The 12,377-nt window shown below is 45.0% G+C and carries 7 protein-coding genes; 4 read left to right on the forward strand and 3 right to left on the reverse strand.

Annotated features, from left to right (window positions below; all coding sequences use genetic code 11):
- Window positions 1–348 precede the first annotated feature (348 nt).
- The gene (locus QUA99_RS21550; RefSeq protein WP_445251034.1) at window positions 349–6,366 is read right to left on the reverse strand and encodes a response regulator; all 6,018 of its coding nucleotides are present in this window, start codon (window positions 6,364–6,366) and stop codon (window positions 349–351) included.
- A gap of 226 nt (window positions 6,367–6,592) precedes the next feature.
- Complete coding sequence (locus QUA99_RS21555; protein WP_333343526.1) at window positions 6,593–7,576, reverse strand: PleD family two-component system response regulator; 984 nt, start codon at window positions 7,574–7,576, stop codon at window positions 6,593–6,595.
- A gap of 1,076 nt (window positions 7,577–8,652) precedes the next feature.
- On the opposite strand from QUA99_RS21555, the gene QUA99_RS21560 reads away from it, so the two are divergent.
- The 4 genes from QUA99_RS21560 (at window position 8,653) to folP (ending at window position 11,469) form a co-directional block, all read left to right on the forward strand.
- Entirely contained in the window at window positions 8,653–8,838 is a 186-nt protein-coding gene (locus tag QUA99_RS21560) for a PCP reductase family protein (protein ID WP_333240751.1), read from the forward strand.
- A 68-nt stretch (window positions 8,839–8,906) separates the two neighbouring features.
- Window positions 8,907–9,632: a triose-phosphate isomerase gene (tpiA, locus tag QUA99_RS21565; protein WP_333343528.1), complete on the forward strand. Its 726-nt coding sequence runs from the start codon at window positions 8,907–8,909 to the stop codon at window positions 9,630–9,632.
- A 121-nt stretch (window positions 9,633–9,753) separates the two neighbouring features.
- Window positions 9,754–10,314: a Uma2 family endonuclease gene (locus tag QUA99_RS21570; protein WP_333240743.1), complete on the forward strand. Its 561-nt coding sequence runs from the start codon at window positions 9,754–9,756 to the stop codon at window positions 10,312–10,314.
- 285 nt (window positions 10,315–10,599) lie between these two features.
- Window positions 10,600–11,469 carry a dihydropteroate synthase gene (gene folP, locus QUA99_RS21575; RefSeq protein WP_333240759.1) on the forward strand — a complete coding sequence of 290 codons (870 nt, stop codon included), beginning with the start codon at window positions 10,600–10,602 and terminating at the stop codon, window positions 11,467–11,469.
- On the opposite strand, the gene QUA99_RS21580 is transcribed toward folP, so the two are convergent.
- Window positions 11,460–12,299: a stomatin-like protein gene (locus QUA99_RS21580; protein ID WP_333240740.1), complete on the reverse strand. Its 840-nt coding sequence runs from the start codon at window positions 12,297–12,299 to the stop codon at window positions 11,460–11,462. The genes folP and QUA99_RS21580 overlap by 10 nt on opposite strands.
- Window positions 12,300–12,377: the final 78 nt, after the last annotated feature.

Here is a 12,377-nt window from a genome sequence, read left to right on the forward strand (position 1 = left end):
CATAATATTGCTTTTAAATGTGTGTGATTTTTGACGCTCGGAGGACAACTTCATCATACCCTAGTTCAGCAACGCCGCTTCATTAAAGGAGAGTCATACGAAGTTGAACCTTTTTTTAGGTGAAGCAAAACCCAATCTTTTATTGCACTAATATACCATACTAAGCTGTCGCGCATTTAAATTGTATATTCAGGGCGGGCGGGACGCCCACCCCACAAGACTTTTATTTTTGTTTACTGACAATTTAAATGCCGCAACAGCTTATTGAGATAAAAATTTGCAACTTTTAAAAAGTTTTCATGGCTTCATAACAAAGAAAACTAAAGCCGTCAAGCGCAGGAGGAGGCTCTAACCCCTAATCTTTTGTAGTTCTTGTTGGAGAGTATTCTTGACACGATCGTACTCAGCCTCGATTTGAGCCAATAGGGGTGAGGCTCGATCGAGTTCACCAGAGGTACTCATCACTTCTAACGTGCCACAAAGCTGGGCCAGATGGGGCGCGCTTAGGTTCGCGCTACTGCCTTTGAGGGTATGAGCAGCTCGGTTTAGGGCTTGAGTATCCGCTTGGACGATCGCTAATTTCATAGCTTGCAGCAACTTTACGGCTTCCTCAAAGTAGCAGTTCGCCAGCAAGCTCAAAATCTTGGTTGAATCTCGATCGTCGATGCTGCTGCAGAAGGCTTGCAGTTCTGTGAGGTTAACCGCTGGTACATCAATTTCTGGCTGGTGGCTATCTGATTCCTCCTTTTGGACCTGCTGCTGTTCCTGGTTGGGTTGACACTGACTCAGCGCTTGGATCAGAGCCTCTACTCGAATCGGTTTACTGATATAGTCATTCATGCCAGCATCAAGACAAAGCTGGCGATCGCCCTGCATGGCATTCGCCGTCATGGCAATAATCCAAGGACGAGCATCAGCAGGCCACTCGTCACTAATACGACGGCTGGCTTCTAATCCGTCCATCTCTGGCATTTGTACATCCATCAGCACTACATCATAAGGCTGGCGGTGCAGGGCTTCCAAGACTTCTAATCCATTGGCAGCAATATCGGCCCGGTATCCCAAACGCTCTAACAGCAGCAGTGCCACCTTCTGGTTCACCAGATGATCCTCTGCTAACAGAATTCGCAGTGGAAGTCTCTGGGCGAGTTTAATATCATCCTGAACAGAGCTAGGGGGCCGCTGTTGAACTTTTGTCGGTTGAGCTTGCAGCACCTGGGTCAGGACTTCATAAAGTTGGGATTGTTTTATGGGTTTGCTTAAACAAGCCGCAAAGTGGCTGGAAAGTGCTGAAGAACTCACTTCTGGTTTGCCCATTGAAGTCAGCATCACCAGGGGTAAACGGTGGCACTTAGGATGCTGGTGGATGGCTGAGGCGAGTGTCAGGCCGTCCATTTGTGGCATTTGCATATCTAAAATAGCGACATCAAACGTTTCTCCATTCTCAAGCCAGTTGAGCGCTTCCACCGCCGATTGGGCAGCGCGAATCTGCATCCCCCAAGTCTGGGCTTGCAACGTCAGAATTTGTCGGTTAGTGGGCAGGTCATCCACGATTAATAAATGCTTGCCAGATAGTTCTGGTAGCATTTCAATCGGTTCGGCTAACTCAGTAGCAACAGAGGAGGCCACAATCGTGAAATAGAAGGTGGAACCCATTGTGACTCGATGAGGCTTAACGGCTTGCCATTTTGGTGAAGGGGTTCCTCCCACGTGGCCGGAACTCTCAACCCACATCATGCCGTTCATCGTTTCACTAAGTCGCTTACTAATTGCCAAACCTAAACCAGTCCCTCCATACTGCCGAGTCGTCGAAGCATCTACTTGGCTAAAAGACTTGAACAGTCGATCGAGGCGGTTGGCTGGAATGCCAATGCCTGTGTCTTGAATGGCAAACTGGATTTCATACAAGCTTTCTGACTCAGAAACCGCTTCGTCAGAATCAACAGCAGAGGCTTGCACCGAAATGGTAACTTCCCCAGTTTCGGTAAACTTAATCGCATTGTTGAGCAAGTTAACTAGAATCTGACGGAGACGGGTGACATCACCCAAAATGAAATTAGGAGTCTGAGGGAGGATCAGGTAGCCTAGCTCAATCCCCTTCTCATCTGCTTTAACTGCAAGTTGGTCGATCGCACCTTCTATGCAATCTCTCAAGTTCAAGGGATACATTTCTAGCTCTAGCTTGCCCGACTCAATTTTGGAGAAGTCAAGGATGTCGTTGATGATACTTAGGAGGGTATCCCCACTATTGCGAATCGTCTCGATAAAGTCTCGCTGTTGAGCCTTGAGTTCTGTATCGAGCAGCAGTCCGGTCATACCGATAACCGCATTCATGGGAGTGCGAATTTCATGGCTCATCATCGCCAGAAACTCACTTTTAGCTCGGCTGGCAGCTTCAGCTTCCCGTCTAGTTTGCTCCAGGGCAAAGTTTTTCAGAGTTAATTCTTCTCGCTGTCGAGTTTCTTGCTCTAATAATTTGGCTTGAGCTAGGGCAATTCCTACTTGAGCTGCGACTGATTCTAGCAACTCGATTTGATCGGCAGTCCAATGACGGTAGCGATCGCACTGGTACAGACAAATGGCACCATTCGGTTCTCCTTGGTAAGAAGTTCGCACTGCTAATGTCGATCTCAATTTGAGACTGGTAAAAATTGAATGAGCACAGGTGAGCAATGATTCGCAATAGACATCCGGGGAGGCGATGGCTTCATCCCCAGCCATCAACTGTTTTGTATATGCAGGACTGACCGCCAGAATGTCATGCTCCCCGCTGGGTGCATATCCCACTGCTAGATACTCTGCAACGACAGGAAACTGAGGCAGTGGATTGTCCTGGTACGTGCTAATTAAGCAGCGACTGACCCCAAAAGCTTGCCCAATTTGAAGAGCAGCAGTTTCAAATATCTGCTGAGCATTGAGGCTTTGACGAATTTCTTGGGTAATTTGCTTCAGCAGTAGGGCTTTTTGCAACTGTCGCTGTAGCGCTTGTTCTGCCTGCTTGCGATCGGTAATATCCTTCATGAAGCAGTGATGCCCCACAAAGACATTTTGCTCGTCATAAGCAGAGACCATCACCAGTTGTTTATAGAAGCTGGAGCCATTTTTTCGCATTCCCCTAGCCTCAACCTCGACTCTGCCATCTCTCAACATCTGCTGATAAGCAGCCACCATTCTTCCAACATCTTCAGGATGAACAGTTTTTTGCCACTCAATCCCTAGCATTTCCTCCGGCTGATAGCCACTGGTGGCAGCATAAGTGCCGTTAACGAAGATATAGCGTCCTTGAGAGTTTAGCCGAGAAATGCCTGCCACGGCATTTTCTAGCGCCGCACTCATTTGTTGCAGTTCCGCTTCGGCTCGTTTGCGATCGCTAATTTCAATCAGAATGCAACCCACTGCTACAGGCTGCTCTGCATCCTTGAAAATGGGGAAATGAGAAGTTAGCCAGTAGCGCTTGGCACCGGTTTGACTGGGTACTTCTGAGCTTATTTCCAAGCTGATGGAAGGTTGTCCTGTAGTTAAAACCTGTTGTAACAGTGCATTTACACCAGGAGCAAATTCCCCCAAAATATCATCGGTTGTCTTGCCTAAGTGAGCCTCCACGGACTGACCGTTAATTTCAGCTAGTGCCTCATTTATTTGTAAAAATCGAAACTGCCGATCGTGGATACACAGCCCTACCCCTGCTAGGGAAGCTCCTTTAAAGAAAGCATTCAATAATTGCTCTCTGGCTTGAATTTCCTGCTCTAAGTTTTTGCGGTTGGTAATATCGCTGTGAGAACCAGTCATGCGGACAACTCTGCCCGCTGCATCCGAAAGCGCTTGCCCTCGAGCCAAAATCCATTTGTAGCTCCCATCCTTGCAAAGCACTCGATGTTCTGTAATATAAAAGGGAGTTTTACGCTGAAAGTGATCTTGAATCGCTTGCATCACCCATCCGATATCGTCGGGATGAACTCGTTTACTCCATTCCTCTAAGTGATTGGGGATTTCACGATCCTGATAGCCCAACATCTCTTTCCAGCGAGCCGACAAGAATACTTCATTGGTATGAATGTTCCAATCCCATACCCCATCATTACTACCGCGTAGGGCGAGTTGCCATCGCTCTTCACTGGCTTGCAGAGCGACTTCTGCCTGATGCCGTTCAATTTCACTATCAATCCACTGAGCCATCAGCTTCAGCAATTCCACATGGGCAGATTTAAAGCTATCTGCACGGGGAGATTGACTAGAAAAGCTGAGGCTACTGTAGACTTTGCCTGCAACTAAAACTCGTGTTCCAATATAAGCTTCCATGCCAAAGGCAAGATAGGCAGGATGGTAACGCCATTTTGAGGTGCCTGTATGTTGGATGGTTAGCGGTTCATCGGTGTCTAAAACTTCACAGCACAAAGTTTGCTTAATATCAAAGACATCACCTGGTTTCAGGACTCCATCGGGCGATCGTGCAACCATCACCTCATAACGGTTATCTTGCACACGAGCCAAGATGCCAAATTCAACCCCAAAGATCTGACATCCCATGTCAATCAAAGCTTGGATGCGCTGCTCAAAATTGAGATTTTGGGTAGCAGTGACTTCATATAAAGCTCGTATCGCCGCCTCTCTTGTTCTTAGTTCAGCTTCGGCTTGTTTACGTCTCTTAATTTCAGCTTTCAGAGAGCGATTGATTTTGGATAATCTTTGCGTTCGTTCTTGAACCCGCTGTTCTAATGTACCGTTAGCGTGTTTAATCTCCCTAAATTTTTGATTTAGCGCGATCGCCATCAATTGAAAATTGCTAGCAAGCTCATTGATTTCAGTAACCGAACTATGTTTCCATTCAAATGTTTTTTCTGAAAGCTTGTTGGGTAAGTCAGTAGTCGCAAGAGCTAAAAAAGATAACGGCTTTACCAGTCGTTCGCTCACCACCGTTGCCAACAAAAATGCCAACATTGTGATGACGAGAAGAATAATCAGATCTATCCTGTAGCGACTTTGTAAATTTTCTACATAGGACTCTGCTGGAATTTCTAAGCGTAATCTCCAGTTCAGCTCAGGGTTAATCGTAAATTCCTGTATATATAGAGAGTTTTTCCAACGGATCATCGGATAGTTGCCCTTGCTAGGAACCCACTGCTGCAAGGTTCCCTCTAAGGTGCGAGTGCTGCCATCTTTTGACTCCTGAACAGAGTTCAAAAGCTTTTGGTCGGATTGATTACTGGCAATGACTCGGTTGTTTGGATCGAGCAATATAATGCGTAGTTGCTGATTGTTTTGCTGGAAAATGTATAGAGCTTGGAGCTTGCTCAATGGTAATGAACCGCGGATCAGACCAAGGAAATTACCCTGAACTTGCAAGGGTACATTCAATCCTACATGAGGTTCGTCCATTAATAAATCTGTGTGGATAGGAGTCATCCAAGGTCTCAACCGCTCTCGAGCCAGGGTAATTAGAGATTTATGTTCGGTGCTTTGTTCAATCAACTGCCGACGGGTTTGATTTAAAGGAGAAGAGGCAGCTAAAACTGTTCCAGATGAATCGGCCACATAAATGTTGTCGAAATCTGGAAACCACTGCTCGATCAGGCTAATGTCTTGTTGCAGTCGATCGGATGATTCAATTGCTCGATCGGCAGCAGTAGTGGATTCAGGTATGAGTAATTTTTCAGCTAATGTATTCAAAGCTAATAGATGGCGCTGATGCCATCTAGATACATCGCTACTGAGAATTTTCCCGTTTGTTTGTAACTCTGTTTGCACATTCGTCTGAATTTGAGCGACCCAGTATCTACCATCAATAACTAATAGGAGCAGTCCTGGAATAAAGACAAAAGCAACTAACAGATGAAAAATAGTTTGTTTTAATGAGAGGGCATGGATCTTCTTTGAACGCTCGACCGGTTTATCAACGGGTGCATAAACAACGATCGAGCTGGCAACTAAGGCATTAAAAATGCCGTTTACTGCTTGTTTGCACGTAACTAGGAGGACTTGAGCCGCATCCATATGCAGCATTTGACCGTAGAAAAGCCAAACGAGAGGCATTCCAATTAAGAACCAGTAAAGCCCATCAAATAAAAGGAGGTTGGGATGTTTGCGCTTGCAAAGAAACCCTACAAACAGAGCCTCAATTACCAAAATAATTGTGGCGTATGGATGATTCCAAAGGACATAAGTATAGCTGCCTGCTATTAGACTGGTCAAACCTCCCCAGCCCCAGCCGAAATAGTAAGTAATAATCAGTATTGCAATACTGCCAAAGAGGAAATCAACCCCAAAGAAAAGAGGCCAACTGAAATAGTTACCCAGAAAACCCGCACCAGTGAGAAGGGCGATCGCACCAAACCATCTTTTATTACGCACTGAGCTAGCCCCTCCCATAAACTTATATAATCGCTAGTTGCTGAATACGACCTGATTCCGATAAAAAAAGCGTTGTAGAGACGCTCTTCTTCTCTACCTGACAGTTTCCATAAAGCTCGTACAACCGATTATTTATGCTTTCAAGCAGCAATCAAGGCTTACTCATGCACGACTCGATCTCTCGCTCAACTTTTAATAAGGAATCATTCCCAATCACGATCTGCCTAGTTGTTATTCTTCTTATTTAACGGTAAAATTCATTAAATGTATGAATTTTGGTACAAAAAGTATTGCGACCTTGGTCTTTGGCTTGATAAAGTGCTGCATCGGCCGCAGTAATTAAAGTTTCTGGGCAGCTCTCTGGGGTAGGAATCACACTGGTAATACCGAAGCTGAGACTAATGAAATGATGCGGAGAACTCTTATGGACTATTGCTAAAGCTTGGATGCCAGCCTGCATTTTCTTAACGATTTGGATAGCTCCCTCAAGCTCTGTGTCGGATAAAATTACTACAAATTCTTCACCTCCATAACGTGCTACTAAATCTCCCGCTCGATTAATACTGCGATTGAGAGCTGCGGCAACTTGCTGCAAACATACATCCCCTGCTTGGTGTCCATAGGTATCATTGTAAGGCTTGAAAAAATCTATATCACACAAAATCAGTGACAAAGGAGCTTGCTGCCTGGTCATGCGTCGCCACTCTTCCTCTAGCTGTTGGTCAAACTGACGGCGATTGGCAATCTGAGTCAAACCGTCAATTGACGCTAGGTATTTTAATTGTCGATTGGCGGCCTCTAGCTGCTTGTAAAGTATGGTTTGTTGCTGTTGCAGGTGGAATTGCTGAATCAAGCGTCGCACTCTCTGTCCCAGAACAGCCCAGTGAATCGGCTTAGTGATATAGTCAGCCGCTCCCGCTGCAAACGCTCGATCGACAGATTCTTTGTCTTCCAAGCTGGTAATCATCAAAATAGGTGGGCGATCGCTCTCACGCACTTCAGATAACTTTTGACAACAAGCAAAACCATCCATAGTGGGCATCACTGCATCTAGCAGGATCAGGTCTGGATGTACTTCCTCATAAGCTGCTAGCCCTGTCAAGCCATCACTAGCTTCCGCCACTCGGTATTGTTCCTTCTGTAAATAAAGTCGAAGTTGCAAACGAATCAAGGGATCGTCATCCACAATGAGAATTAGAGAGAACGGTTCCGTAGATGGGGTAGTCAAAATGGTTGACTCTTCTAATGATTGATACATACGTCATGGTTGTATCTTAAGCTCTGGAAACATTCTAGCCTAGCATATTTTGAGCTTGGGATGGGAAAGCAAAATTTTCTAAATATCTCAGAAATGATACATCAGCCGAGCTTTCGCAACAAAAACCGACGCTGCGTCGGTTTTTGTAAACCAATAACCACAGTCTGCTTAAACAGAGTCTACTTAAAATTTATCGCTTTTTTTCGGAGATATAAAGTCGGGTAACTCGCGCTAATTTTTGTAAGGATCTAATTATTTTTGGGTGCGTCAAACATTTTTTACAACGCCGAGCGAGCTTTGACAAACGATCGCAGCAGAAGGGGCGATCGGATGAAGCTGGAAACCTCAAAAACAGGAAAAGCCACTGATTGGGTATCTAAACAGTACACGGGCTAATAAAAAATGTCATCCTCAATTGTATCTGTAAATCTGGCTTTGCTGAATGCAGGTAGGAATTCAATATTTCCAATAGCTATAATCCTGATTGAGGGTGAGTTTTCTAATTTGATAAAAAAGTTTAAGCATACCGTAAACCAGCAATTCCGATTATTTAATCCAAAATTGGTTATGGTTAAATTAGACTTTGGTTAAAAGTGTTGTAAAGTTTTGGTAAGCGACGAGGAGGGTGCAAATTCATCTATTATATGAATGATTTTCGGATTATTTTTAAGGAAGAGAGTAGTTATAGACCTAGCTTTATAGTGTTGCCGAAGTGACAAAAGAGGGCTCATACCAAGTCCGGCTTTAATACCCGCTTTTATTCTTGAGTCGGCGAAGAGGGACGAAAGTGTGTGTAGGAGCGGTTTCAACCGCCTGGTTTCATCCAGGGGGTTTATAACCCGGACTTGATATCAGTCACGATTCGACTCACTAGGGTGTTAGGGTGCGCGCGGAGCAACTCGTAGCTGCAAATCGGCTTTGCCGCAGGCTGCTGCAAACGGGAAGTCGATCGCGCCGATCGTTCCTTAACATGGTAGATTCAACGATCGGAGAGATGTTTTTCAAAGTAAAGAACTACCCGCTTGCAGTCGATCGACCGATACGCCATGCCAGATTCCGAATTCTCAGATGATTTAAAATGGACGGCTGAAGCCAAGGCTAAGCTAAAAAATATTCCCTATTTTGTCCGGGGACAAGCTCGCGTCCGCATCGAGCAGTTGGCCCGCGAAGCCGAAACCGAAGTCGTCACAGTTGACTTAGTTGAGCAAGCTCGCATCGAGTTTGGGCAATGAAGGATCGAAGTGTACGCTAAAGCTTTAGACTATAAATTGCGTTGTAAGGACAAGGAATTCAAGAAATAGTGCGCAAAATAGTTATAGCTGGCAACTGGAAAATGTACAAAACTAGGGCAGAATCCCTAGAGTTTCTTCAAGGATTCATGTCTTGCCTGACGGAAACCCCAGAGGAACGGGAAGTCGTGCTTTGCGTTCCCTTCACTTCCTTGGCTGTCCTGTCGAAAAATTTGCACGGCAGCCGGATCAGACTCGGTGCTCAGAATGTTCACTGGCAAGAGTCGGGAGCTTTTACTGGGGAAATTTCCGGGCCAATGCTGAGTGAACTTGGTGTCCTTTACGTGATTATCGGCCACAGCGAGCGACGCCAATATTTTGGGGAAACTGACGAAACGGTGAATTTGCGGCTGACAACTGCTCAGAAATACGGTTTAATTCCAATTCTGTGCGTCGGCGAAACAAAGGGACAGCGAGATGCAGGGGAAACTGAAGCTCACATTTTTTCTCAGTTGGAAAAAGATTTGGTTGGTGTTGACCAGCAGAAGCTGGTAATTGCTTACGAACCGATTTGGGCGATTGGCACTGGCGATACTTGCGAAAGTAAGGAAGCTAACCGAGTTATTGGTTTGATCCGCAGTAAATTGACTAATCCTGACGTGCCAATTCAGTACGGCGGCTCTGTTAAACCCGAGAATATTGATGAAGTTATGGCGATGCCTGAGATTGACGGGGTTTTGGTAGGCGGTGCGAGTTTGGAAGCTGCGAGTTTTGGTCGAATTGTCAATTATCAGTAATAGTAATTGCTAATAGGTAATTGCTAATAGGTAAGTGGAACAAGAGCAGCGGGAATTAAACAGCTATCGCCTACAATTGTGATGTGCCGTTCAGTGTTTCTCGGATCGGGAGAATTAACCTATGACTGCGATTGTTAAACCCAAACCCACCTTAGAAGAGTTCCTGAAACTTCCTGAAACTGAACCAGCCTCAGAATTTCTTGACGGAGAAATCATTCAGAAGCCCATGCCACAAGGTGAACACAGCGTCCTTCAAGGTGAACTCTGCAAGACGATCGATCGAGTAACAAAAACTCAGAAAATTGCCCGTGCTTTTCCAGAGTTATACTGCACATTTGGTGGCGCATCAATCGTGCCAGATGTAGCAGTATTCCGATGGGAAAGAATTCCTTTTTTGCCCTCTGGTAGAATTGCTAACCGCTTTGAAATTAATCCAGACTGGTCGATTGAAATTCTCTCCCCAAGTCAAAGTCAAACAAAAGTGCTGAGTAAATTACTTCACTGTTCGCGACACGGAACTGAGTTGGGGTGGTTATTAGACCCAGAAGAAGAGAGTATTTTGGCAGTATTTTCAGGACAAAAAGTAGAACTGTATAAAGGTGCAGCTCTGTTGCCAATCATTGATAAAATTGAATTAGAATTGACTGTTGACACTGTTTTTAGCTGGTTAAGTTTTGGTTGAACAGTCCTGGACGCATTAAGACTCAAAGAAACCGGGTTTTTTACAGAATCTGTGGGTGGCAACGAAATATTGTCGTGAAAAAACCCGGTTTCTGGCTACCCGTGCGTCCAGTCATTCGATTTTAGATTTTAGATTTTAGATTTTAGATTTTGGATTGACTTGCGCGAGATAAATTCTCTTTCTTGAGGATTTTCGATTTTCGATTTTGGATTGATTCCACGGATAAATCACGTGGCGGGTAGCACCTTTGAAAGTCTCGATCAGATATCAAATCCCACGATCGCCATGACAAATAACCCAGAAAAAATTACCATTAGAAATAAAGTTTTCGAGTGGGGAAAACGCACTTATTTAATGGGCGTTTTGAATGTTACCCCTGACAGTTTTAGCGACGGCGGAGATTTCTATACCATAGAATCTGCTTTAGCGCAAGCGGAAAACATGGTAAAATCGGGAGTTGATATTATTGATATTGGCGGTCAATCTACGCGGCCCGGTGCAGCGGAAATATCTTTAGAAGAGGAGATAGATCGCGTTATACCTCTGGTACAAATACTGCGGCAAAAAGCCGAAATTTTTGGCTCAGTTCCTATTTCGGTCGATACTACCAGAGGGCTGGTTGCTAAAGCTGCGGTTGAGGCGGGAGCTGATATAATTAACGATATTTCGGGAGCCACTTTTGACTCGGAAATGCTGTCAACTGTTGCTAAGTTAAAAGTGCCAATAATTTTGATGCACATTCGGGGTACTCCCCAGACGATGCAACAACTCACAGATTATCGGGATTTGATTGGGGAAATTCGGGAATTTTTAGAGAGTAGAATTGCGGCGGCAGTTGCTGCGGGGATTGACAAATCTCAAATAATTATCGACCCCGGTATTGGCTTTGCCAAGACTTACACTCAAAACTTAGAAATTCTGCGAGAGTTGCCAAAGTTGCGTGTTTTAAACTGTCCGATTTTAGTCGGAGTATCGCGAAAAAGTTTCATCGGTCACATTTTGAATCAGCCAGAAGCCAAACAAAGAGTTTGGGGGACAGCGGCGGCTTGCACAGGTGCGATCGCAAATTTAGCAGATATCTTGCGAGTTCACGATGTCAGAGAAATGCACGATGTTTGTCTGGTTGCCGACGCTATCTTCAGGAATCAGTCTTGAGTCGTTGATTGGTCGGTTTGTTGGAGTTCTCCCCCCTGAGGCTGCGGGTCGATATCAGGCATAGAATCCATCAAGTTGTTAAGAGCTTCTGACATATTCTTCGGGTCCATAAACAGAATTTTGGCATTGTCGCTTTCGCCCAATTTTTGTTGAGCTTCTAAGTATTTTTCGGTTACTAAGTAATTCAAAACTTGCTTGCTATTGGGATGAGAGTCTAAAGCTTCAACTAAGAGCCTCATGTACTCCTTAGTGCCGATCGCCTTATTGACCATTGCTTGCCACTCGCTCTTAGTGGCGCGCTCCAATTCCATAGCTTCTTGCACCCTTTTCGGAGGTGTAATGCTTTGAATTTCCACCCGAATTACTTTGACGCCCCAAGTTTCAGTAGCTTCGTCCAACTTCTTGAGTAACTTTTTATTCATGTCATCTCGGGAACCCAAGATGTCTTGCATTGGCAATCGACCAATTTCAGCGCGAAACGTCGTTAAAACTAAGTTGGCGATCGCATTTTCAATTTGATCGATTCCATAATAAGCTTTCTGTAAATTCACAACCCGCCAATACACAACGGCATCGACTTCTAGAGCCACATTATCTCCCGTGATTGCTGACTGAGGTTTAATGTCTAAAACTCTTTCACGGCTTGTGTCCACGCAGACGACTTTTTCGACCAGGGGACTGATAAAGTGGAATCCTGGCTTTAGGGTGCGCTTGTATTGACCCAAACGTTCCACTAAAGCTTCGTCGCCACCGCTGACTATTTTGACGCTGGAGTTAACAGCGTAGCCGAGGATGAGCGCAAAGAGCATGGTAAGAATAGACTGCCCCATTTCTATTTTCCTGCTAAGGTTGACTGAGAATCGATCGGAATTCTACTCTAATTTAACTCAAACTCGGCCACACAGTGC

This window comes from Microcoleus sp. F10-B2, from assembly GCF_036704965.1.
In the GTDB taxonomy this organism is placed as follows: domain Bacteria; phylum Cyanobacteriota; class Cyanobacteriia; order Cyanobacteriales; family Microcoleaceae; genus Microcoleus.

Excerpts from the sequence above, each read along its gene's own strand:
- QUA99_RS21560 (WP_333240751.1), top strand. The coding sequence starts at position 8,653 with ATGCCAGATTCCGAATTCTCAGATGATTTAAAATGGACGGCTGAAGCC.
- QUA99_RS21580 (WP_333240740.1), bottom strand. The coding sequence starts at position 12,299 with ATGGGGCAGTCTATTCTTACCATGCTCTTTGCGCTCATCCTCGGCTAC.
- QUA99_RS21570 (WP_333240743.1), top strand. The coding sequence starts at position 9,754 with ATGACTGCGATTGTTAAACCCAAACCCACCTTAGAAGAGTTCCTGAAA.
- QUA99_RS21550 (WP_445251034.1), bottom strand. The coding sequence starts at position 6,366 with ATGGGAGGGGCTAGCTCAGTGCGTAATAAAAGATGGTTTGGTGCGATC.
- folP (WP_333240759.1), top strand. The coding sequence starts at position 10,600 with ATGACAAATAACCCAGAAAAAATTACCATTAGAAATAAAGTTTTCGAG.